The organism is Micromonospora sp. NBC_01796 (assembly GCF_035917455.1).
Lineage (GTDB): Bacteria > Actinomycetota > Actinomycetes > Mycobacteriales > Micromonosporaceae > Micromonospora_G.
On sequence record NZ_CP109078.1, the window covers coordinates 3,043,031 to 3,064,809 of the forward strand.

20 protein-coding genes and 1 tRNA gene are annotated in these 21,779 nt (G+C 70.8%); 11 read left to right on the forward strand and 10 right to left on the reverse strand.

Annotated elements, in window-relative coordinates:
* Positions 1-83: 83 nt before the first annotated feature.
* The gene (locus tag OIE47_RS14040; RefSeq protein WP_326561931.1) at positions 84-2,750 is read left to right on the forward strand and encodes an ATP-binding protein; all 2,667 of its coding nucleotides are present in this window, start codon (positions 84-86) and stop codon (positions 2,748-2,750) included.
* 267 nt (positions 2,751-3,017) lie between these two features.
* Here OIE47_RS14040 and OIE47_RS14045 read toward each other — a convergent pair whose 3' ends face one another.
* A complete protein-coding gene (locus OIE47_RS14045) occupies positions 3,018-3,455 on the reverse strand; it encodes a MarR family winged helix-turn-helix transcriptional regulator (RefSeq protein WP_326563093.1) in 438 nt (145 codons plus the stop codon).
* 159 nt (positions 3,456-3,614) lie between these two features.
* On the opposite strand from OIE47_RS14045, the gene OIE47_RS14050 reads away from it, so the two are divergent.
* The gene (locus OIE47_RS14050) at positions 3,615-4,196 is read left to right on the forward strand and encodes a YceI family protein (protein WP_326561932.1); all 582 of its coding nucleotides are present in this window, start codon (positions 3,615-3,617) and stop codon (positions 4,194-4,196) included.
* 285 nt (positions 4,197-4,481) lie between these two features.
* A complete protein-coding gene (locus tag OIE47_RS14055; RefSeq protein ID WP_326561933.1) occupies positions 4,482-5,960 on the forward strand; it encodes a glutamate--cysteine ligase in 1,479 nt (492 codons plus the stop codon).
* A 43-nt stretch (positions 5,961-6,003) separates the two neighbouring features.
* On the opposite strand, the gene OIE47_RS14060 is transcribed toward OIE47_RS14055, so the two are convergent.
* Positions 6,004-7,323: a hypothetical protein gene (locus OIE47_RS14060; RefSeq protein WP_326561934.1), complete on the reverse strand. Its 1,320-nt coding sequence runs from the start codon at positions 7,321-7,323 to the stop codon at positions 6,004-6,006.
* A gap of 186 nt (positions 7,324-7,509) precedes the next feature.
* On the opposite strand from OIE47_RS14060, the gene OIE47_RS14065 reads away from it, so the two are divergent.
* Together OIE47_RS14065 and OIE47_RS14070 are read left to right on the forward strand one after the other, a co-directional pair.
* Complete coding sequence (locus tag OIE47_RS14065) at positions 7,510-8,205, forward strand: PASTA domain-containing protein (RefSeq protein WP_326561935.1); 696 nt, start codon at positions 7,510-7,512, stop codon at positions 8,203-8,205.
* 451 nt (positions 8,206-8,656) lie between these two features.
* Positions 8,657-10,042: a PASTA domain-containing protein gene (locus tag OIE47_RS14070; protein WP_326561936.1), complete on the forward strand. Its 1,386-nt coding sequence runs from the start codon at positions 8,657-8,659 to the stop codon at positions 10,040-10,042.
* Between the two features lie 94 nt (positions 10,043-10,136).
* Here OIE47_RS14070 and OIE47_RS14075 read toward each other — a convergent pair whose 3' ends face one another.
* Entirely contained in the window at positions 10,137-10,652 is a 516-nt protein-coding gene (locus OIE47_RS14075) for a hypothetical protein (protein ID WP_326561937.1), read from the reverse strand.
* Positions 10,653-10,812: 160 nt separating this feature from the next.
* Positions 10,813-11,115 carry a hypothetical protein gene (locus tag OIE47_RS14080; protein ID WP_326561938.1) on the reverse strand — a complete coding sequence of 101 codons (303 nt, stop codon included), beginning with the start codon at positions 11,113-11,115 and terminating at the stop codon, positions 10,813-10,815.
* A 574-nt stretch (positions 11,116-11,689) separates the two neighbouring features.
* Here OIE47_RS14080 and OIE47_RS14085 point away from each other — a divergent pair.
* The 3 genes from OIE47_RS14085 (at position 11,690) to OIE47_RS14095 (ending at position 13,459) form a co-directional block, all read left to right on the forward strand.
* Complete coding sequence (locus tag OIE47_RS14085) at positions 11,690-12,568, forward strand: helix-turn-helix domain-containing protein (RefSeq protein ID WP_326561939.1); 879 nt, start codon at positions 11,690-11,692, stop codon at positions 12,566-12,568.
* Positions 12,544-12,765, forward strand: coding sequence for a DUF397 domain-containing protein (locus OIE47_RS14090; RefSeq protein WP_326563094.1), 222 nt, complete (start codon positions 12,544-12,546; stop codon positions 12,763-12,765). The genes OIE47_RS14085 and OIE47_RS14090 overlap by 25 nt, the downstream gene beginning before the upstream one ends.
* Before the next feature lie 280 nt (positions 12,766-13,045).
* Positions 13,046-13,459 (forward strand): hypothetical protein, encoded by a 414-nt coding sequence (locus tag OIE47_RS14095; protein WP_326561940.1) that lies wholly within the window; start codon positions 13,046-13,048, stop codon positions 13,457-13,459.
* Here OIE47_RS14095 and OIE47_RS14100 read toward each other — a convergent pair.
* The 6 genes from OIE47_RS14100 to OIE47_RS14125 all read right to left on the reverse strand — a co-directional run bounded on the left by OIE47_RS14100 (position 13,427) and on the right by OIE47_RS14125 (position 18,731).
* Positions 13,427-14,038 carry a hypothetical protein gene (locus tag OIE47_RS14100; RefSeq protein ID WP_326561941.1) on the reverse strand — a complete coding sequence of 204 codons (612 nt, stop codon included), beginning with the start codon at positions 14,036-14,038 and terminating at the stop codon, positions 13,427-13,429. The genes OIE47_RS14095 and OIE47_RS14100 overlap by 33 nt on opposite strands.
* Before the next feature lie 128 nt (positions 14,039-14,166).
* Positions 14,167-14,946 carry a 3-ketoacyl-ACP reductase gene (locus OIE47_RS14105; protein ID WP_326561942.1) on the reverse strand — a complete coding sequence of 260 codons (780 nt, stop codon included), beginning with the start codon at positions 14,944-14,946 and terminating at the stop codon, positions 14,167-14,169.
* Positions 14,943-16,370, reverse strand: a complete 1,428-nt coding sequence (locus tag OIE47_RS14110) for a hypothetical protein (protein ID WP_326561943.1) — start codon at positions 16,368-16,370, stop codon at positions 14,943-14,945. Before OIE47_RS14110 ends, OIE47_RS14105 begins: the two co-directional genes overlap by 4 nt.
* A gap of 166 nt (positions 16,371-16,536) precedes the next feature.
* Complete coding sequence (locus tag OIE47_RS14115) at positions 16,537-17,343, reverse strand: WecB/TagA/CpsF family glycosyltransferase (RefSeq protein WP_326561944.1); 807 nt, start codon at positions 17,341-17,343, stop codon at positions 16,537-16,539.
* 106 nt (positions 17,344-17,449) lie between these two features.
* On the reverse strand, positions 17,450-18,523 hold the full coding sequence (locus OIE47_RS14120; protein WP_326561945.1) for an NAD-dependent epimerase/dehydratase family protein: 1,074 nt from the start codon (positions 18,521-18,523) through the stop codon (positions 17,450-17,452).
* A 122-nt stretch (positions 18,524-18,645) separates the two neighbouring features.
* Positions 18,646-18,731 (reverse strand) — tRNA-Leu (locus OIE47_RS14125).
* Between the two features lie 242 nt (positions 18,732-18,973).
* On the opposite strand from OIE47_RS14125, the gene OIE47_RS14130 reads away from it, so the two are divergent.
* From OIE47_RS14130 to OIE47_RS14140, 3 genes are read left to right on the forward strand one after another with little or no spacing between them, the layout of a single operon-like run.
* Positions 18,974-19,768, forward strand: coding sequence for a DUF3662 and FHA domain-containing protein (locus OIE47_RS14130; RefSeq protein ID WP_326561946.1), 795 nt, complete (start codon positions 18,974-18,976; stop codon positions 19,766-19,768).
* 4 nt (positions 19,769-19,772) lie between these two features.
* Entirely contained in the window at positions 19,773-20,255 is a 483-nt protein-coding gene (locus tag OIE47_RS14135) for an FHA domain-containing protein FhaB/FipA (RefSeq protein ID WP_326561947.1), read from the forward strand.
* Entirely contained in the window at positions 20,252-21,718 is a 1,467-nt protein-coding gene (locus OIE47_RS14140; RefSeq protein ID WP_326561948.1) for a PP2C family protein-serine/threonine phosphatase, read from the forward strand. Before OIE47_RS14135 ends, OIE47_RS14140 begins: the two co-directional genes overlap by 4 nt.
* Positions 21,719-21,779 lie beyond the last annotated feature (61 nt).

The window sequence follows — 21,779 nt, forward strand, 5'->3', positions numbered from 1 at the left end:
CTGTCGGGTATCCGGTGCATTCCCCGTCGGCACCGCGACGCATGCCTGCCCCGGGTGGGGCGGTGTGCGTACTCTTCCTGCCCATGACTCCGGATCATGGGTCGGAGCGGGACGCCACCTGCTTCCCCGAGCTGCTGCGCACCCTGCGCCGGGCAGCCGGGATGACCCAGGCCGACCTCGCCGTACGGGCCGGGGTCGGAGTCCGGACCGTACGGGATCTGGAGCGGGGACGAGCGCAGCGCCCGCAACGAACCACGGTCGAACTGCTCGCCTCCGCGCTCCGCCTCGCCGGCGCCGAACGGGCGGAGTTCATCGTCTCGGCGCGGGGGCAGAACCCCGCCGGTACGGAGCCCGGATCGGCGAACCCGGTCGGCCTCGCGGCGAGCGGTGTGGGGACGGTGAACAACGGCGTACCGGCGGCGGTGCCGGTCGGCCGACCGGCGGCAACCGGTCTCGGCCTGCCCGCGCCGGGGGCACTCATCGGTCGGGACGTGGAGGTACCGGAGCTTGCCGGGTTGCTGACCGGGGGCACCGGCGCGGCACCCTCGGTGGTCAGCCTGGTGGGGCTCGCCGGGGTCGGCAAGACCGCCCTGGCCCTGGCCGTCGCCGACCGGGTGACACCGCAGCACCCGGGCGGGGTGGCCGGGATCGTGGTCACCGACCTGTCCACCGAGAGCGACGTACTGTCGGCGGTCGCCACCGTGTTCGGCGTCGGCCGGGCCCAGGACCTGGCCGCCCGGCTCGCCGGTGGACCCTCGTTGTTGCTGGTCGACGCGGTGGAACGGGCACCGGGGGCGGTGGCCGGGGCGCTGCACCGGCTGATCGCCGGGGCGCCGACGTTACGGGTGCTGGCCACCGGGCGGCATCCGGTCGGGTTGGCCGGTGAGCGGGTCTGGCCGGTGGCGCCGCTGGAGGTGCCGCCCGCCGACGCCCCCGCCGAACTGGCCGTGGTCGCCCCCTATCCGGCGGTCGAACTCTTCCTCGCCCGGCTGCGCCAGGTACGGCGGGAGCCCCCGCAGCCGGACGAACTCGACGCCCTGCTCAACCTGGTACGCCGGCTCGGCGGGTTGCCGCTCGCGATCGAGCTGGCGGCGGCGCGCGGGGGCATCCTCGACCTCAACGGGATCCTGGACCGGTACGGGGACCGGGTGCTGGATCTCGCCCGCCCGGCGGCGGTGCACGAGGCGGTCGCGTTGACCCTGCGGGACGCGGTGGCGGCCTCGTACCGGTTGCTCGATCCGGACGACCAGGTGGCCCTGCGCCGGCTGTCGGTCTTCCGGAACCGGTGGTCGGTCGAGCTGGCCGAGGCGATGCTGACCGGTGAGTCCGACCGGGCCGGGCGACAGTTGCCCGCGGACCCGGTGCCGCTGCTCGACCGGCTCCTGGCGCTCGGCCTGCTCAGCGCACGGGGGCGGGGCCCGTTCCGGTTCCGGCTGGTCGACGTGGTGCGCGACTTCGCCGCCGAGACGGCCGCGGTCGACGGGGAGCAGGTGGTGATCCGGCGCCGGCACGCGCGGGTGTTCGCCGGGCTGGCCGCACGGACCGCGCCCGAGCTGACCGGGCCGAATCCGGGCACTGCGGTGAGCCGGTTGGACGAGGTCTCCAGCGACCTCTGGGCCGCCCTGGCGCACGCCGCGACCGACGACCCGCACACCGCGTTGCGCCTGGCGGCGAGCCTGGTCCGGTGGTGGCGGTTCCGGGGCAGGGACGTCGCCGGGCGGCAGTGGCTGCGCCGGTTGCTGGACGATCCGCGTACCGCACAGGCCGATCCGACCGTACGGGCCTGGGCCCGGGTGGGGGTGGCCCAGCTCGCCGCCGCGCACGGTGCCGGTCCGCAGGAACTTCCGGCGGCGCGGGCGGCGCTGGACTGGTTCCACGAGAACCGGGACGTGGGCGGCGAACTGGCCGCTCTCGGTGTGCTCTGCGGGCTGTGGACGGCCACCGGTGGCTACGGCGAGGCGAGGCGGCTGGGCGAGACGATGCTGACCCTCGCCGGCCGCAACGGTCGGGCCAGGGACATGGGAGTGGCGCAGCACTATCTGACCTGGCACGAGATCAGGGGCGCGGACCTGACCGCGGCGCGGCGGCGGCTGGCCGCGATGGACCTGCTCGGCGCCCAGTGCGGGGACGAGCGGCTGCGGGCCCTGGCGCGGGCGAACCTGGCCGAGGTGGCCCGCCTCGACGGCCGGTACGCCGACGCCGTCAACCAGGGCCGGCGCGTGGTCGCCGCACTGAGCGAGTACGGCGATCCGACCCACCGCCGTCAGGTGCTCGGCACGGTCGGGTTGGCCCTGGCCCAGGACGGCCGGCTGGCCGAGGCGAGCGCGGTCCTGGCCGAGTTGCGGATGGACGGCGTGTCACCGGTGACGTCGGTGGACTTCCGGTCTCCGGTCGGCGCGCTCGACGCGGGACGGCCGCTCGTGGACGACCGGGGCGGTGGTGAGGACGGGACCTGCGCCCTGATCGAGGCGATCCTCGCCGTGCAGCGCGCCGACCGGGAGTGGGCGGTCGAGTGGTACGCCGCCGCGGCCGGCGCGTACGCCACCGGCGGTGATCTGCGGGGTGCGGCGGAGGCGTTGGTCGGGCTGGTCGCGACCACCGACGACCCGGAGGTACGAACGGTGCTGCTGGCCCGGATCGACCAGGTCTGCCGCGAGGGTGCGATCACCCTGCTGCCCCGGGAGCGGGCGGTCCTCGACGCGGTGCCGGTCGTGCCGCCGGCCGCCCCGGTTGACCCGAGGGACGGCTGAGAGAGGTCTGGTTCCGGGCGTGGCGCGAGCGAGACTGCCCCCCGACAGCCCCTCACTTACTCCCGCTCGCGCCACTCCCCCCGGAGCCCCCGTCCGATGGACACTAGTACGACCAGGCGCGTAGTTCGTCCGGTAACGCGGCTAATGCCGAAGTGCACGAATGACTTCTGCCGGTTTTTCTGCCGGTCCCAGGTGGAGATCACCGGACATCGTCCTGCGACCAGGGCCTCGGGCGGGCGGTGCGACGAGGTTCGGTGGCTGGTCGCGCTACGCCGGGTCGCTCACCCCGGTGCTGCCGGCGGTGGCGCCCGGATTCACCGCGTCCCGTACGTCCCGCAGCGCGCCGAGCAGACCGCGCAGGGACTTCGGGTCGAGTTGCGAGGTGAACCACCGCTCGATCAACGCCAGGTGGCCGGGAAGGGTTTCCTCCAGGCGGGTTATCCCGGCAGGGGTCACCACCGCGTAGAGACTGCGGCGGTCGGACGGGCAGGCGTGGCGGCAGAGCAGCCCGTCGCGCTCCATCCGGTCGACAACGCGGGTGACCCCGCTGGTGGAGAGGGAGGTCTGGGCGGCGAGGTCGCTCATCCGGAGTCGCCGCTCGGGTGACCGGGCCAGGCGCATCAGCACCTCGAACTCGACGGGCGAGAGTCCGTGCTCGTCGAACTGGGTGGCGAACCGGGAGGTCAGCCCGGCGTGCACCTCCATCAGCAGCCCGAGGGCGGTGATCCGGGGGTCGTCGGAGAGCTCGTCGGTCGATGCCACCGCTACATCCTAGCAATGCTTGACAACGGGAATATTGCTCAGTCTATAGTTGCTCAGTCAGTCGTTGACGTACTCAATCATCCCCTCGGAAGGGTCACGATCATGACCAGCAGCACGAACCCCGCCATCCGTAGCTGGGACGGCCTGACCATCCCGGCCGCTGGCACCTACCTGCTCGACCAGGCGCACAAGCGCGTCGGCTTCGTGGCTCGGCACATGATGGTGAGCAAGGTTCGGGGCGAGTTCACCGAGGCGACCGCGACCATCACCGTCGCCGAGGACCCGCTGCAGTCGTCGGTGACCGCCACCATCTCGGCCGCCAGCATCACCACCGGTCAGGCCGACCGCGACGCCCACCTCAACAGCGGCGACTTCTTCGAGGTGGAGAAGCACCCCAACCTGGAATACCGGAGCACCGGCGTCAAGTCGCACAGCGGCGACGAGTTCGTGCTCGCCGGTGAGCTGAGCATCCGTGGTGTCACCCACCCGGTCGACCTGAAGGTCGAGTTCCACGGCGTCGGCACCAGCCCGTTCGGGCAGGAGATCTTCGGGTTCACCGCGACCACCGAGATCGACCGTGAGGACTGGGGCCTGACCTGGAACGTGGGCCTGGAGACCGGCGGTGTGCTGGTCGGCAAGAAGGTCAAGATCGAGATCGAGGGCGAGGCCGTCCGTCAGGCCTGATCGACTCTCCACGTAGGACAGTGTGCGGGCTGTGTCCGTGCACTCCACGCCCGCCCCGGCGACCGGAAATCCGGTCCCGGGGCGGACGAATGTGAGACCGATTGCGAGCGCCGACTGACTCTGTGCGATCGTTGGGCCCGCGCTGCTGGCCGCCCTCCGGCCGGCACTGTCGCTGATCTGGTCGGATGCGGTCCTTACTCGTACCGTAATAGTTCGGTCGCGGTAAGAATCCGGGCATCGACTCCTCCGGGCTGCGCCGACAGCGCTTAGCGCCGGGGAGGACACATGGGCACAGAGGTCGGACAAAGCATATTTTCCCGTGCGGATCGCATCCGCTACCGGCAGAAGGTTCGCCGCTGCCTGGATGTCTTCGCGCTGATGCTCGACGACTTCGGCTTCGACGCCGAACGGCCGACCACCGGCCTCGAGATCGAGCTGAACCTGGTCGACGCCGACGCCGAACCGGCGATGCGCAACGAGGAGATCCTGGCCAACCTCGGCGACCCGATGTTCCAGACCGAACTGGGACAGTTCAACCTGGAGTTCAACGCCCGACCCCGCCTCATCGAGGGCGCCGGTTTCACCGACTACGAACGGGACCTGCGGCTCAGCCTGGACCGCGCCGACGACCGGGCGGTCAAGGCCGACGCGTCCGTCATCCTGATCGGCATCCTGCCCACCCTCACCGAACGGCACCTGGTCGCCGACAACCTCTCCACCAACACGCGGTACCGCATCCTGAACGACCAGATCGTCGCCGCCCGGGGCGAGGACATCGAGATGGACATCCGGGGGGTCGAACGGCTGCACACCCAGACCGATTCGATCGCGCCCGAGGCGGCCTGCACCAGCATCCAACTCCACCTTCAGGTGGCGCCGGACAACTTCGCCAGCTACTGGAACGCCTCCCAGGCCATCGCCGGCATCCAGGTCGCGATCGGCGCGAACTCGCCGTACCTCTACGAACGGCAACTCTGGGCGGAGACCCGGGTCGCGGTCTTCGAGCAGGCGACCGACACCCGGCCGGACGAGCTCAAAGCCCAGGGCGTACGACCACGGGTCTGGTTCGGCGAGCGGTGGATCACCTCGATCTTCGACCTGTTCGAGGAGAACGTCCGGTACTTTCCCCCGCTGCTGCCGATCTGCGAGGAAGAGGACCCGGTCGAGGTGCTGCACCGCGGCGGGGTGCCACACCTGGCCGAACTGCGGCTGCACAACGGAACCGTCTACCGGTGGAACCGCCCGGTGTACGACATCATGAACGGCCGCCCCCACCTGCGGGTGGAGAACCGGGTCCTGCCGGCCGGACCGACCATCGTCGACATGCTGGCCAACGCCGCGTTCTACTTCGGCCTGGCCCGTGAACTGGCCGAGGCGGAACGGCCGATCTGGAGCCAGCTCACCTTCAGCGCGGCCGAGGAGAACTTCCACGCCGCCGCCCGGCGGGGCATCGACGCCACCGTCTACTGGCCCCGACTCGGCGAGGTAAGGGTCACCGACCTGGTCCTCGACGTACTGCTGCCCCGTGCCGCAGTGGGGCTGGACCGGTTCGGTGTGGCACCGGCGGAGCGGGACCGGCTGCTCGGCATCATCGAGCAGCGTTGCCGTACGCGTCGCAACGGTGCCGTCTGGCAGACAAAGTCGGTGTGGGCCGCCGAGCATCACCACGGGCTGGACCGATCGGCGGCGTTACACCGGATGTTGCAGCGCTACGGCGAACTCCAGCGCACCAACGAACCCGTACACACCTGGCCGATCGACTGACCGGACGTTCCCGCCCGGGTACGCCGTCGGTCGTACCTCTGAGTCAGCGGGCGCGGCGACCGAACCGGGCCGACCGGCCCTTCGGCTTCGCCTCGTCCGGCTGGTCCGGCCCGGCTGACGGCTCCGGCGTCGTACCGCCCTCGCCGTCCGGGCGATCGGACCCGGTCGCGGTGTCCCGGGGATCGGTGTCCCGGCGGGGCTCCGGGGCGGTCTGCGCGGAACCGGCCGCCGGCCACAACGTGGCAACCGGTGTGGCCGGGCGGTCCCGGAGCTGCTCGGTCGAGCCGAACCGCTCGGTGGCCGGCTCGGTGTCGTACGACCGGGGGGTGTGACCGTCACCGTCACCGACCTGGCTGTCGGACGCGGCGGGCAGCCGCACCGGCACTCCACCCGGTTCCGGGGAGTCCGCCGACCCGGACCCGGCAGGGTCCACGGTCACCGGCCGGGCCGTCGAGGCGCGCTGCGCCAGCGTCGCCACCAGGGCCGAACCGGCCAGGCCGGCGATCACCGCGTACGGCGCGGCCAGGTGCGCCGACACCTGCTCGGCCCGGATCCCCACCAACCTCGGCGCGGCCAGGAAGTACGCGGTGGCGACCAGCAGCGGTCCCGCCACACCGGAAACGACCGCGCCGACCCGACGCTCGGGCAACCGCGCCGTCGTACGGGCGGCGAGCGCCCCGATCAGCAGCGCCGAGCCGAGCGAGAGAGCCGCACCGGGCCAGTAGAAGTAGTCACGGAACCAGAACCGTTCGCTGTCCGAGGTGATCTGCCAGACGCCGAGTTGCGCGCTGCCCAGGCCGCGTCCGGACAGGACGCCGTCGACCACCGACACGACGGCGAGCAGCCACAGCCAACCGCTCGTGGCGATCACGTTCCCGGCGACGGCCGGCGAGGAGAGCGCCCAGATCGCCATCACCAGCCCGAGCATCACGCCGATGACCGCGTAGCCGGCGGCGATGCTCTGCGGCGAGACACTGTCGGCGCGGGTCGCCGCCCTGGCCGGTACGGCAACCAGCGCGACGGTGACCAGCCCGCCGACCGCACTCGCCAGTGCCAACGCGATCCGCCACAGTCCGGTGGTGAAGGTCTGTCCGGATGGTGCCGGGGTGCCCGCCGTGGCGGGGCGCGCAGTCTCGGGAGCACCGATCCGCTGCGCCGCGATGGCACCGGCAACCGTCGAGGTGGCGGCGATCCAGGTGGCCCAGGCGAGACTCGCCACCCAGGACGCCTCGCTCGTTCCGCTCGCCGACGGCAGCCAGGCGATGATGCCGAGCCCGTAGCCGAGCCCCAACTGCGCGGCACCAGCGCCCGCAGCTACGCCGATCGCCATGGCGACCGATCCTCCCCAGCCCCGTACGGCCATGCCGGGCAGCGTAGCGTCCACCCGCCGGCAGGGCGAGTCGCGACATTGGGCCGTACTGGCATCCTTACGGAGGGTGCGCATCGACGCCCGATTGGATCCCGGTTGCCGTCAGCCAGCACACTTCATCAGTCAGATGGTGATTGTCGGCGGGCGGTTCGGGGCCCGGATGGTGAGGCAGTGGTCGACATGACGGATGGGAACGCGAGCTGGCAGACCTCGTCGCCGGTCGAGCAGCCGGATCGGCCGCGCCGGGGGGCGATGGTCGCCGGGGCGGCGGTGGCGACGGTGCTGCTCGCCACCATCGGGGCGATCGGCGGTTGGGCACTGGCCAACAGCGAGGGCAGCGATCCGACCACCGGCGCCGGTCCGGAGGTGACCAGCACCATCGAACCGTCCCCGACGAAGACGAAGACCCGTCCGCCCACCTCGCCGCCGAAGACCGCGCCGACGCCCAAGGCGCCCGCCGGTCAGTTCGCGCTGCCCGACCTCACCGGGCAGAGCTTCGAACGGGTACGTCAGGACCTGCGCGAGCTGGGGCTCGGCTGGACCCTGATGTTCGGGGACTCCGGCGAGGATCCGACGGTGGTGCGTACCGATCCTCCAGCCAACACGAATGTCCGCAAGGGCACCACCGTGAAGGTGTACGTGTCCGGGGCGGCGCCGATGACGGACGTACCGGAGGTGACCGGCCTCAGCTGTGACCAGGCGAAGGCGGTCCTGGTCGACTCGGGATTCGGGATCGAGTACCGCACCGGTAAGACCGGCCCGGTCCTGCGGCAGGAGCCGGGGCCGAACGAGAAGCGCCGGTGGAACGAGTCGATCGTGATCTACTGCGGCAGCCCGCCGAACCTGCCGGGACAGCCGACACCTGCGGCTACCTAGCCGGTCACCCGGCCGCCTGGTCGCTCGACCGGGCTGTGGGTGGCCCCGGCCGGGGACGGTGTCCGCTTTCGGTGGTGCGACGGCTGACTGACCGAGCAGCCGGATAAATTGGACGGGCGCAGTTTGTCGGGGAGAGGACGTTGCCATGGCGAAGGACGGTCATCAGCCACGGGACGTGCCCGAGGATCCTCCGGTCGAGCCGACCCCGCAGCCGAAAGAGCCCACCGACGAGCAGAGGGAGCCCACCGAGGGCCCGGCCGAGCCGGCGGACCGGGCGGACGAGGCTGCGGGATCGGCGACGGGAGCCGCTGACCCGGCGGACAAGCCTGACGAGTCCGCCGAGCCCACGGACTTGGCCGAGCCCACGGAGTCTGCCGAGCCCACGGACGGGGCGAGGGAGCCTGCCGATACCTCGGAGGGGCAGGTCGAGGAGCCGACTGAGGCTGTCGACGTGTCGGAGGAACCCGCCGGGCCCCCGGCAACCGACCGGGAGTCCGAGTCGGTGACCGACGGGGACGCTGAGTCGGCACAGTCGGAGTCGGCACCCGCGACGGACGCCGTGGATCGGCAGCCCACGGGCGACGAGACGGCGTTGCTGCCGGGCACTCCCGCCGGTTCGTCCGCCGACGAGACGGTGGCGCTGCCGGACCCGTCGTCTGCCACCGGTGCGGATGCGACGCAGGTGCTGCCGACGCCGCCTGCCCCTGGCGGGGACGAGACACAGGTGCTGCCCACACCACCTGCCCCTGGCGCGGACGCGACGCAGGTGCTGCCGACGCCGCCCGCCACCTCCGGCACCGACGAAACCGTGGCGTTGCCCGGTCCGTCTGCCGGCACGGGCGTCGACGAGACGGTGGCGCTGCCGCGCCCGCCTGCTACTCAGGGCGTTGACGAGACGGTGGCGCTGCCCGGTCCGTCTGCCGGCCCGGGACCGGATGAGACGCAGGTGTTGCCGACACCGTCCGCGTCGACACCGTCCGCTGCTTCGGGTGGTGACGAAACCGTGGCGCTGCCCCCGGCGGCGGGTTCGGCGAGCGACGAGACGATGGCGTTGCCCCGGCCGCCCGCCGAATCGGGCGGCGACGAGACGATGCCGTTGCCGGGCCGGTCGTCCGGCTCGGATAGTGATCAAACCATGGCGATTCCGCGTCCGCCGGTCGGTCCGGCGAGCGACGTGACGGCCAAGCTGCCGCGACGTACGTCCGACGGGTTGAGCCGTACGTCGACGTTCCCGGCGGTCCGCGACGGCGGCCAGCCGCCGGGCGGAGCCTGGTCGGGGCGGGCGGGTGTGCCGCCGCCCGACGTACGCGGACCGGCGCCCGCCGAGTGGCCCGGCGACGACGGGCGGTCCAACCGGCGCTGGTGGTTCCCGATTCTCGTGGGCCTGATCGCGCTGATCCTGCTCGGTGTCCTGGCTTTTGCCATCTGGCTGATCGCACAGGCGAATCCGGATGACAGCGGACCCGCACCGGTCAAGCCGTCACCGAGCCCGACCGCCACCGCCGTGCGGACCTCGGCGGTGCCGACCACGCCCCCGCCGACTCCCACCGAGACCGCCCCCAGCACCGTTGCGGTGCCACCGGTCATCGGGCTGAGCCAGGAGGAGGCCCAGGCACTGCTCGACCAGGCGGGACTTCCCTTCCAGGTGCAGTTCCGCGAGTCGAACCGCCCGGCCGGGACGGTCATCGCCTGCGACCCGCGGCCGAGTTCGCTCATCGCGGTCGGAACGCAGGTCACCCTGACGGTTGCCGAGCCGCCGGCGCCGCCGACGCCCACCCCGACTCCGTCGCCGACCGACGGGCCGCCGGTCACGCCCGATCCGACACCGACCGCCTGACCACTCGACTCCGTCGGAACCGCTGACCGGCGCCGCTGAAAGATCACCGGCACCGGCACCGGCACCGGCACCGGCACCACCGCACCGTTGGGGATCACCAGAGCCGACGGCGGCGGCCGACCATGGTGAGCCCGATCGCCGCGATGATGAGCCCGAGCAGGCCCGAGTAGAGCAGTGAGCGCTGGTAGCCGTCCGGAAGTCGATCGGTGGCCTGGCCGGGGCCGGTGGTGTGGGGGCCCGACCGGGTGGCGTACGGAGCCGAGCCGCCCGAGCCGCCCGCGGAGGCGGTCGGCTCGATCGGGGATGGGATCGGGGGGACCATGTCCGGTGGCACGATGGATCGCTCGGGTACGGAGGTGGGTGGCAGGGGTGCCGGCCACCCGTCCGGCGCGGACGGCCGGACCTGGTCCGGCAGGGGGTACGACGGCCACGCGGACCCCGTGTCGGGGGTGTGCCACGGTGGCGGGGGTGCGGGCAGGGCGGCCGGGCCGACGGAGCGGTAAACGGCGTGGCCGCAGCCGGCAGCCATGCCGCCGAGCAGCATGGCGAGTACGGGAACGAGCACGACGGGCAGCGTCGGATGGAACCGAGCGCCGGATTTCGTGGCCATGGCCACCCCTGCGGTTCGGGGACTCGCGTACGGGCGGATCGCCGTCCGACTCGTCTGATTTGTGAGCCGTGCGGTCTTCCCGAGTCTATGGGGGTGGGCCCTGCGGCACCGGCGGAACGGACCGGATCCCGGCGTGCCGTACGGGTGCTGGTGGTGGCGGTCAGCCCACCCGTACCCGGATGGGTGACGCGTTGCGGCCGGGGACCGTACGTGGCCCGGCGTTGACGTGCCGGGCCGCGGGCGCGGTCAGCCGGACCGCACGCAGTCCGTCCAGCTGTACGAAGATCGAGCGGCGGGCGACCGCGTCCAGCGCCGTGTTGAGTTCGTATCCGTCGAGCCAGATCCAGCCGTCATAGGTGGGCCAGTCATGTGCTCGGATCACGCGGAAGAGGATCGGCTCGGCGAACTGGACGCTCGCCGCGCGGGTCACCTGGAGGACGTCACCTGAGCGGGGAGGAAGCACATCGACTCCTGTCCGAACTGACCTTGGTTGGACGATTGAGCTGGTGAGCTTGGCCGCGGGTCCGACGGGATGTGGGACGCGCGGTATCCCGCCGCCCGCAGCGGTGGGATGGGGCGCTGGCCGAGCCGGGCCCGGACCGGTTCCAGCCTGGGCGTCGGCCCGGCCAGCACCCGTCGACTCCGGGACCGCGCCAGCCGCCGTAGCCGCATGACGTACAGCGGCGGGGTCATTACCCCGGAGTTTGTCCCGGGCTGGTAGCGCGGAGGGCGGTCCCGTCCGGTATGCAGGGAGGGCCGGTGCACGACCTCGCTGGATCGAAACGCTGAGTAACCCGAGCCATACGGACAGGGTGCACGAAGAGCGTGATCAATGCAAGTTGCAGCATGGCTCTTGCGCGTCGGGTGTCGGCGATGCTTGAAGTGTCGCGTGTGGACCGGGCAGACTGGGGCCCGTCTCCGCCGCCGCGGCCGGCTGACGTGTGCGTTTATCCCGCCGCGAACCTGATCGCCCGCCGCCCAGACGGTCGCGCACCGCGGCGGGTAGAACTCATGCGCGATCGACCGGAGGTGACCCGGTGTCTGAGCGCCGGAGCCCGACAATCCGCCGCCGCCGACTGGGAGCTGAGTTGCGCCGGCTCCGGGAGGCGGCCGGAGTGACAATCGAGGTGGTCGCCGAGCGGCTGGAATGCTCGCAATCAAAGATCTCACGTATTGAGACAGGTCATACCACCGCAACCGTTCGTGACGTACGCGACATGATCAGCATTTACGGCATCGTCGGTGCCGAGAGCGAGGACCTGCTCCAGATTGCCCGGGAGGCCCGGCAGAAGGGTTGGTGGGCCTCCTACAGCACCGTACTGACCAGCGCATACGTCGGGTTCGAGGCGGCTGCCGGCTCGATTCGGGCGTACGAGCAGCAGGTCGTGCCGGGTCTTCTGCAGACCGAGGACTACGCCAAGGCGATGATCCGGTCGGCCCGGCCCGACATCACCGCGGACGAAGTCGAGCAGCGGGTCCGTGTCCGGTTGAGTCGTCAGTCGTTACTGCACCAAGACGATCCGATCGACGTGTGGGTGGTGCTCGATGAGACGGTGGTGAGTCGGCCGGTCGGTGGCGACGAGGTCATGCGCGACCAGCTGAAGCGGCTGGTGGAAGCGGCCGATCAGCCGAATGTGACGATCCAGATCCTGCCGTTCGACGTCGGCGCGCATGCCGGCATGGACGGCACCTTCACGATTCTCGACTTTCCGGAGCCGGGCGACCCGCCGGTGGTGTACGCCGAAAATGCCACGGGTGGGCTCTTCCTGGAGAAGCCCGACGAATTGCAGAAGTACGCCTTTATTTTCGATCACATTCGAGCAGCGGCAATCCGTCCGGAGGATTCCGTAGCTCTTATTGCGAAGTTGGCAGAGGAGCCATTGTGGAAGAAGTGGAGACAAAGGGGTTTCGCGTAGACCTCAGTCGCGCAGCCTGGTACAAGAGCTCGCGCAGCGGGCCGAACTGTGACAACTGCGTCGAGGTGGCCTTCGTGAGTGGCGCGATCGCCGTTCGTGACTCGAAGAACGCGGCCGGGCCAGCCCTGATCTTCACGCCGGACGAGTGGGACGCCTTCGTCGGCGGTGCCAAGGACGGCGAGTTCGACCTGGGCTAGTCGGACGTACCATGCGGGCCACTTTGAGCGCGGTCACCCGGTCGGGTGCCCGCGCTCTCCATGTCCGGGCGGTCCGCCCCGAGGGCCGCGCCGCCGGTCCGGGGCCCGGCCGGTGTCCGGGTCGTCGGCGTTCCCGCCGCAGGTCAACGCGGGTCTGGTTGGCCACTGATCGGAGTGACGCCGTCGCCACCGTCGGCCCGGGTCGTTGTACCAGGCGGCGCGGCATCCGCTGGGCCAACCCGCCGCGCGGGTTCGCGACGGAGCGAGGCAGGCGACACCCATGACGATCGGGTCGGAAAACCTGGGCAATGGTTCGGTGACACCGGACCGGCTCGCCGGTAAGTACCGTGGCGCCCGACGGGACGGCGTACTCGGCGACGACGGCCCTCCCGGCCAGGACCTCGGCTCGCACGACAGCGAGGCGGCCGAACTGGGATCGACCGCGGCGGTCGACCGGCCGCCGAAACTCCCGTCGCTCGATCTGGACGGCCTCACCGAGCCCGTGTATCCGCCGTCCGACTGGACCGAACCGCAAATCGAGTCACTGGTCGACCACCCATTGTTGCGTGGTCTGCTGCTCGAATTGCCGTCGAAGGGCTCGATGCCCCGGCAGGAATGGCTGGACCGGTGGTTCGAGGCCGCTCGGGCGATTCTGGAACTGCTATACGTGCAGGACGCGGGTCGCCCGCGCTGACGACGGCGGGGCCGCCGGTCGTACCGCGATCGAGCTTTCCGCCAGCCGGCTGTGGCGCAGGGCGTGCCGTACGCCGATGAAACTCACCACGGCCAGGCCCGCGGTGAGCGCGAACCCGGTCAGGGCCGGTGCGGTCAGCGGGACCACCGAGGTGGACGCGGCCAACGCCGGCAGCGTCGACAGCCCGGCCACCTGAAGCGGCAGCGCGATCATCGGATGCGCCGCGCCGGCCCGGAGCAGGGGCGGGACCGGGGCGTCCGGGGCTGCGGCGAAGGCACCGGCACCGGCCCGCAGCCGGCGCAGCCGCCGTACGGTCAGCAACGCCACGGCCGTCGCGGGCACGGCGGACAGCACCAGGAGCAGCGGTGCCCGGTCGGCCACGGTCGGACCCGCCGCGATCAGCGCGGCCAGCCCGAGCACGGCCATCGCCCCGAGCCCGGTCATCGTCAGGGCCAGCAACCAGGTGGTACGGCGACGCAGCGCGCGGGGACTGTCCAGTTGCGGCAGTCCATCCGCGACGATGCCGGCGGTGAGCCACACCAGGGCCACCGCGATCAGCACGGTCAGGTCGAAATCCATGAATCCAGGATTGCCCAGTCCCGCAATCGGGGAATCAGGGCCGTGCCCTGGGCCGCCCCCGGAGTTCGTCCAGTAGGGGTAGGGCCGGGGCGCCGGCTCCGGGTCGCGTCCCGAAGCCGGCGCGGGAGTTACAGCGTACGGAGGTGGAAGCCGCCGTCGACGTCGATGACCTGCCCCGTGCTGAACGGGAGCAGATCGGTGGCGACCGCGACCACCGCCCGACCCACGTCGTCGGGCTGGCCCCAGCGGCGGATCGGTGTCAGCCCCTGGTTGAAGATCAGATCGTCGTACCGGGCCTTCACACCGCCGGTCATGTCGGTCTCGATGACGCCCGGCCGGATCTCGTACACGTTGATCCCGTGTTCGGCGAGGCGGGCCGCATAGAGCTGGGCGGTCATCGCCAGTCCGGCCTTGCTGACGCAGTAGTCGCCACGGTTCACGCTGGCCGCGTACGCGCTGACCGAGGAGACGATGACGATCTTCGGATTGGTGACGATCCCGGCCGCCTGCTGCTCGATCATGACGCGGGCGGCGAGCTGGGTCAGGAAGTACGGCCCCTTGAGGTTGATCTCGATCAGCCGGTCGAAGGACTCCTCCTCCGCCTCCAGCAGGTCGGCCCGTACGTTCGGCGCCACCCCCGCGTTGCTCACCAACAGGTCGAGCCGGCCGAAGGTGTTGACGGTCTCGTCGACCAGGTGCTGCCGGTCGGCCCGCTGGGAGACGTCGGCCCGTACCGGAAGGGCCTGTCCGCCGCGTGCCTCGACCTCCTTGGCGACCTCGCGGGCGGCGTCGGCGTTGCTCGCGTAGTTGACCACGACGTCGTAGCCGGCGCCGGCCAGCGAGAGCACGATGCCGCGTCCGATGCCCCGGGAGCCACCGGTGACGATCGCGACCGGCCGCGGGCTCATCGGGCCGCCCCGACCGGCGTCGCGATCGACGGTACGGAGCCCGCCACCGGCCCGAAGAAGGTGTAGTACGGCTCGTCCCGGGCCACCCGCTGGACGTAGAGGGCCAGCTCGCGGGCGTGGTAGTCGCCCCACATGCTGGACTCCCCGTTCGGCACCCGCTGCCCGGCCGGTACGTGGTCCCAACCGTTCGGCCGGTGGTAGACCGAGTGCAGGATCAGTCCCTGGTGCCGGGCGTCGGTGCTCAGGTACGGCTCGTCGAAGAGGGTGTCGCAGACGGTCAGCCCGGCCTGCCAGTAGCGCTGCCCCTCGACCACCCGCCCGACCGAGGTGAGGTAGCGGCCGAGCCGGAGCAGCCCCTGGGCGCCGATCGCCGCCGCCGACGAGTCCACCGGTTCGTGCGCGTTGTACGGGTCCGCCGGGTGGTCCAGGTAGTCACCCATCCGGGCCAGTCCCGGCGCGCCGGTGTCCCAGTACGGGATCCCGTCGACCGGGGTGTGGGCCAGGTAGAAGTCACAGGTGGCGATGGCGGCCCGGAGCAGCGTCGCCTCGACCTCGGCCCGCCCGCCGTACGGTTCGAACGCCTCGTCCGGCAGGACGGCGAGGAACTCGAGCTGCTCGGGGAAGCCGAGCATGGCCCAGGCCAGGCCCCGGGTCCAGGTGCTGAACGGGGAGTAGCCCTGCTGGGTGCTCGGGCACCGGTAGCTGCCGTCGTTGACGTTGAAGATCGACTCGTGTGCGGTACGACCGGAGATGTCGTAACTGTCCCGGCCGTCGCCGTAGAAGACGTTCCACCTGGCGGTGTTGGTCGCGTGCTCGACCAGCCGGCCGAGCAGCGAGATCCGCTCGTCCCGCTCGCCCATCAGGACGTGCCCGAGCAGGTGCGACACGCCCAACGCCCGGCAGGACCGGATGGTGTCGACGAAGAGCGACTGCGGGCCGTTGAAGGAGTAGATGTAGCCGGTGCCGTCGGCGGTGTCCCGCCACCGGGCCGCCTGCACCGCGCCGGTGAGCTTCAACGCCAGCTCGTAGAAGTGCCGCTCGCCCCGGTCGTCCGGGATCCGCCCCTCGTTCATCAGCCGCCACAGGTTGCCGTACGTGCTGACGTTGTTGAACCCGTGATCGTGTACGCCGATGTGGCTGACGTGGCTGGCCATCACCGCCACGGTCTGCTCGCGGCCGACATCGAGGAACCGCTGTTCGCCGGTGGCGTCGTACTGCAACAGCGCGGAGCCGTACTGGAAGCCCTGGGTCCACTCGGTCCAGCCCCGGGCGGTGTACCGGCCCTCGACGGTGAACACCGGCGACGGCGAACCCGCGGGGCAACTCTGCTCGATCGAATCGATCTTCTCGGCCGACAGCGCCCAGAGACGTTCGATCTTGGGGATCAGCCGCCCGGGGGTCAGCTCCTCGTCGCTCCTCATCATGGTGGCAAGCATAGGAAAGCGCTTGCCCAAAACCTAGACCCACTCCCCACCCGCCCGAAACGCCCCATCTGACCCGCGCGCAAATACAGAGAAAGAGTGCCTACACCAGCCGGAACAGGCACTCTTTCTCTACATTTGCGGCCCGGTCGCCTCCCGGGCGACGGAGTTAGACGGAGAAGGTGGGGGGGAGTTCCGTGGCGGGGGGTGGTGGGGTGGCCTTCCAGAGTTTGGTCTTCTGGGCGGCCAGGCGGGCCAGGTAGGCCGGGTTCAGGACCAGGTAGCGCTGCCACAGGCGCCTCGGCTCCAGGCCGAGCCGCCACAGCCACTCCAGCCCGGCCCGCTGCATCCACGGGGGCGGCTTGCGGAGCAGCCCGGCGTGGTAGTCGAAGGCGGCACCGACGGCGAGCAGGGGCATGTCCAGCAGGGGACGCATCGCGTACGCGAAAACCTCCTGGCGGGGGCAGCCGAGCCCGACCAGGACGACCCTGGCCCCCGAGGCGCGGATCCGGTCGGCGATCTCGTTCTCCTCGTGCGGCCGGACCTGGCGGAACTTGGACGGCTCCACCCCGGCGAACTTCAGCGCCGGGAAGCGCTGCTCCAGCGCCGGCACCAGCCGGGCCAGGGTCGACTCGGTCGAGCCGTACAGGTAGACCGGTAGGCCGGCGTCGGCGGCGCGGGACAGGACGCGCAGCGTGAGGGTCGGTCCGTAGACACGATCGGCCAGCCGGGCCCCGTGCAGCAGGTTGAGCGCCCAGCGGACGGGCTGGCCGTCCGGCGTGACCACGTCGAACGAGTTGAGCCTGGCGTTGTGCGGCGGATCCAGCACCCCGGTCATCACACCGTGTACGGCCAACGCGGTCAGCGCGAACGGCCTTCGCTCGCGTGCGGCCGAGATCACCTCGGTTGCCGCGGCGTCGTAGTCGATCACGTCCACCAGTACGCCGAGCACGTTCCGCTTACCCTCGGAGATCATCGCGTTCCCTCGCTGCGCCCACGGCGCCGTGATCCCCGTGACTGAGCTGACTCATGGCGCTGGCGCCTTCGCGTACCTGTTCATGGTGCGGCCTGAACGCGTGCCGTCATGCCTGCGGTATCCACTTGTCCACGTTGGCTTCGTAGATCTCCTGCAGGATCATCGGCACGTCGTAAATCTGCTTCCAGTCCGGGTAGTGGGCCTGGAACGACGCGTTGGAACCGATCCACCACTGGTGGTCACCGACCCGGTTCTCGTCCCGGTATTCGGTGATCATCGCCTGGCCGGAGATCTGCTCGGCCAGCGCGAACGCCTCCAGGTGGGAGCAGTTCGAGTGGCGTCCGCCACCGAGGTTGTAGACCGCCGCCGAACGCGGGTTGCGGAAGAACGCCTCGAACGCGTTCACCACGTCGTGGCTGTGGATCGCGTCCCGCACCATCTTGCCTTTGTACCCGAAGATCTTGTACGTCCGGCGCTCCATGTTGCAGCGCATCACGTACGCGAGGAAGCCGTGCAGCTCGGTGGCGGAGTGCGCCGGGCCGGTGAGCGTGCCGCCCCGGAAGCAGGCGGTACGCATGTCGAAGTAGCGGCCGTACTCCTGCACCATCACGTCGGCGGCGACCTTGGAGGCGCCGAAGACGGAGTGCAGGGTGCCGTCGATCGACATGTCCTCCTTGATCCCGTCCGCGTACGGGTGCCCGGGGTCGATCTCCCAGCGGGTCTCCTGCTCGATCAACGGCAGGCTGTTCGGCCGGTCGCCGTAGACCTTGTTGGTCGAGCAGTGGATGAACGCCGCCTCCGGGCAGTTCTCGCGCACGTTCTGCAGCACGTTCAGGGTGCCGCCGGCGTTCACGTCGAAGTCGGTGAACGGGTCGCGTACCGCCCAGTCGTGGGACGGCTGCGCCGCAGTGTGGATCACCACAGAGATCTCGCGGCCGTAGCGGCGGAAGATCTCCGCCAGCGCGTCCCGGTCGCGGATGTCGGCGTCCCGATGCGTGTACGCCGCGCCGAGGTCGCTGGTCAGCCGCAGTACGTTCCACGCGGTCGAGGCCTCGGCGCCGAAGAACTGCCGACGCATGTCGTTGTCGATGCCCACTACGTCGAGACCCAGTCCGGCGAAGTGCCGGACCGCCTCGGATCCGATCAGACCACCTGATCCGGTCACCAGCGCGACACTCACACGACACTCCAGGATCCTCGGCAACCGGAAACCATCGGAGCATAACGCGGCACCGACCTGGCTCGGGCATTCGTGCCCGGACATGAGTGAAGGGCCCCGCGTGAACGCGGAGCCCTTCGTGTTGGTGGGGAAGGGGGGAGTTGAACCCCCACGCCCTTTCGGGCACACGGACCTGAACCGTGCGCGTCTGCCATTCCGCCACTCCCCCGTGCGCGATGACCCGGACAGATTGCTCTGCCCCGGCTCGTGCATGGGCCCAACCAACTTCAGGTTATCCCAGCCAGTTCTTCAACCGACGCCGGGACATATTACGCTGTTCGTACTGCGACCGTGGGCGTTACCGCTTGCGGCGCATGGAACACTAGCACGAGGACTCCGGCCCCCCAGTACGGGCCGGCAGCAGACGGCCGAGCGGCATGCGAGCCGCATGTGCGGCGGCCGGATACCATCATGTCCTCGGGACCCGAGGAGGAGCCGGTGAGCGTGCTGCAACGCTTCGAGAAGCGTCTGGAAGGCCTGGTCGAGGGGGCCTTCGCGAAGGTGTTCAAGGGGGTCGTCCACCCAGTGGAGATCCTCAACGCGATGCAGCGGGAGGCAGAGGCGCACAAGGCGATCCTGGCTGGTGGGCGCACTCTCGTGCCCAACCGCTACGTGATCGATCTCTCGCCGTACGACCACAGTCGGCTCGCGCCGTACGCCGCCGCACTGGCCCAGGAGCTGGCCCAGTCGCAGGCCGAGTTCATCGGCGAGCAGGCCTGGACGGTCTACGGCGACGTGATCGTCGAGATCGAGCGCGGCGACGGGCTGGACACCGGCATGTTCCGGGTCACGGCCGAGGTCTACACCGGCGGCGATGTCGCGCCGGTGCAGCAGCAGTCGTACGACCAGCCCGGACAGGGCGGCTACCCGCCGTACGAGCAGCAGGGTGGTGGCTACGGCCCGCCGCCCGGGCACGGTGGCGGTCGCAACGTGCGGCTGGTCTCCGGCGACGGGCGCAGCTACCCGCTGCAGATGGGTTCGACCGTGATCGGTCGGGGCGACCAGGCCAACCTGCGTCTGCCCGACGTCGGCATCTCCCGCCGACACGCCCGGCTCGACTTCGACGGCGCCCAGGTGGTGCTGACCGATCTCGGCTCGACCAACGGGACGATGGTCAACGGCCAACGGGTCTCGGCGGTGGCGCTCAACCCAGGCGACATGGTCCAGCTCGGGACGACCACCCTCACGTTCCGAGTGGACGGCTAAAAACTTGGCGCCCTTCGTCATCACCGTCGCCCGGTTCGGGTTCATCGTCCTGCTGTGGATCTTCGTCTTCACCGTGGTGGGGGTGATCCGTCGAGACCTCTTCGCGGGCGCCCGGTCCAGTCGTCTGGTAGCGGCGCCACGGGGGGTCGGCGCGGTGACCGGGCAGGGCAAGCCGGCGAAGGTGAAGCGCGGCAGGGCGGCCCACCAGCTCGTCGTCACCGCCGGTCAGCTGGCCGGCACCAGGATCACCCTCGGCGAGGGGCAGATCACCATCGGCCGTGCGGAGGACTCCACCCTGGTGATTACCGACGACTATGCCTCGGCCCGACACGCCCGACTGGTGCCCCGCTCCGGCCAGTGGTTCGTCGAAGACCTCGGCTCGACTAACGGCACGTACCTCGACCGCGCTAAGGTCACCGGACCAACCCCCGTCCCCCTCGGCGTGCCGATCCGGATCGGCCGCACTTCTCTCGAGTTACGGCCATGACTCTGACCCTGCGCTATGCGGCCCACAGCGACCGCGGTCTGATCCGAGACGGAAACCAGGACTCCGTCTACGCCGGTCCGCGGCTACTCGCCGTGGCGGACGGCATGGGCGGCATGGCCGCCGGTGACGTCGCCAGCAACATTGTCATCGGTGCGATGGCGCCGCTCGACGAGGACGTCCCCGGGGACGCTCTGGTCGACGCGCTGCGCTCCGCCGTCGATACCGCCAACCAGCAACTCCGCGACACGGTGGACGCCAACCCGCACCTGGAGGGTATGGGCACCACCCTGACCGCGACGCTGTTCTCGGGCAGCAAGATCGGCATGGTGCACATCGGCGACTCCCGCGCGTACCTGCTGCGCGACGGTGAGTTCGGCCAGATCACCAAGGACGACACGTACGTACAGATGCTCGTCGACGAGGGCCGGATCACCCTGGAGGAGGCGAGCAGCCACCCGCAGCGGTCGCTGCTCACCCGGGCCCTCGACGGACGCGACATCGACCCGGAATACTCCGTCCGGCAGGTGCTCCCCGGTGATCGCTACCTGATCTGCAGCGACGGTCTCTCCGGCGTGGTGAGCGCCGAGACCATCGGGCAGACGCTGCGCGAGTACACCGACCCGCAGAAGTGTGTGGAGCGGCTGGTCCAGCTCGCCCTGCGCGGTGGCGGTCCGGACAACATCACCGTGGTCATCGCCGACGCGACCGACCAGGACATTCTCGAAGCCACACCGATCGTGGGCGGTGCCGCCGCCCGTGACCGGGGCATGGCGACGTCGGCCGACGACTCGACCCCGGCCGCCCGTGCCTCGGCGCTCACCCCGCCGCGCCCGGCCACCCCGGAGCCGGCGAACGCCTCCGGGAACGACGACGACTCCGACGAGCGGCCCCGCCGCCGGCCGCTGCGTACGGCGGTGCAGTTGATCGTCCTGGCCGGCATCCTCGGCGGCGGTCTCTGGGGCGGTTGGACCTACAGCCAGCGGCAGTTCTACGTCGGCGCCACGGAGAGCGGGCAGCTTGCCGTCTTCCGGGGCGTGCCGGGTCAGATCGCCGGGTTGGACCTCTCCAGCGTGCACGCGACCAGCCGGGCCAAGCTCGACGACCTGACGAACGCCGCTCAGGAGCAGGTCAAGCAGGGGATCCAGGCCGACGACGAGCCGGACGCGGAGCGACTGCTCTCCGAGTTGACGCTCGACGAGCCGGGCAACCCGAACCTGAAGCCGACCTGTCCGCCGAGCCCTTCCCCGTCGGCGGACGTCACGGCGAGCCCGACCGCGCCGGTCGCACCACCCCCGGGTACGCCGACACCGAACGGCGTCACCCCCACCCCGACGTTGCCGGGGGTCGGGCTCAGCCCGACCGCACCCGCCGTACCGTCCGACTCCGCCAGCCCCGACCCGTTCCCGTCCGACACGCTTCCGCCGGCCACCCCCGACCCGGCGGGATGCCGGTCGCCCGAGTGACCGTGAGATCGAACGATCCGAGGGACTTATCGTGACTGCCCCAGCCGGACCGCCACCAGCG

Excerpts from the sequence above, each read along its gene's own strand:
- OIE47_RS14055 (WP_326561933.1), top strand. The coding sequence starts at position 4,482 with ATGGGCACAGAGGTCGGACAAAGCATATTTTCCCGTGCGGATCGCATC.
- OIE47_RS14095 (WP_326561940.1), top strand. The coding sequence starts at position 13,046 with ATGACGATCGGGTCGGAAAACCTGGGCAATGGTTCGGTGACACCGGAC.
- OIE47_RS14115 (WP_326561944.1), bottom strand. The coding sequence starts at position 17,343 with ATGATCTCCGAGGGTAAGCGGAACGTGCTCGGCGTACTGGTGGACGTG.
- OIE47_RS14075 (WP_326561937.1), bottom strand. The coding sequence starts at position 10,652 with ATGGCCACGAAATCCGGCGCTCGGTTCCATCCGACGCTGCCCGTCGTG.
- OIE47_RS14045 (WP_326563093.1), bottom strand. The coding sequence starts at position 3,455 with ATGGAGGTGCACGCCGGGCTGACCTCCCGGTTCGCCACCCAGTTCGAC.
- OIE47_RS14105 (WP_326561942.1), bottom strand. The coding sequence starts at position 14,946 with ATGAGCCCGCGGCCGGTCGCGATCGTCACCGGTGGCTCCCGGGGCATC.
- OIE47_RS14065 (WP_326561935.1), top strand. The coding sequence starts at position 7,510 with ATGACGGATGGGAACGCGAGCTGGCAGACCTCGTCGCCGGTCGAGCAG.
- OIE47_RS14050 (WP_326561932.1), top strand. The coding sequence starts at position 3,615 with ATGACCAGCAGCACGAACCCCGCCATCCGTAGCTGGGACGGCCTGACC.
- OIE47_RS14130 (WP_326561946.1), top strand. The coding sequence starts at position 18,974 with ATGTCCTCGGGACCCGAGGAGGAGCCGGTGAGCGTGCTGCAACGCTTC.
- OIE47_RS14140 (WP_326561948.1), top strand. The coding sequence starts at position 20,252 with ATGACTCTGACCCTGCGCTATGCGGCCCACAGCGACCGCGGTCTGATC.
- OIE47_RS14040 (WP_326561931.1), top strand. The coding sequence starts at position 84 with ATGACTCCGGATCATGGGTCGGAGCGGGACGCCACCTGCTTCCCCGAG.
- OIE47_RS14100 (WP_326561941.1), bottom strand. The coding sequence starts at position 14,038 with ATGGATTTCGACCTGACCGTGCTGATCGCGGTGGCCCTGGTGTGGCTC.
- OIE47_RS14110 (WP_326561943.1), bottom strand. The coding sequence starts at position 16,370 with ATGATGAGGAGCGACGAGGAGCTGACCCCCGGGCGGCTGATCCCCAAG.
- OIE47_RS14060 (WP_326561934.1), bottom strand. The coding sequence starts at position 7,323 with ATGGCCGTACGGGGCTGGGGAGGATCGGTCGCCATGGCGATCGGCGTA.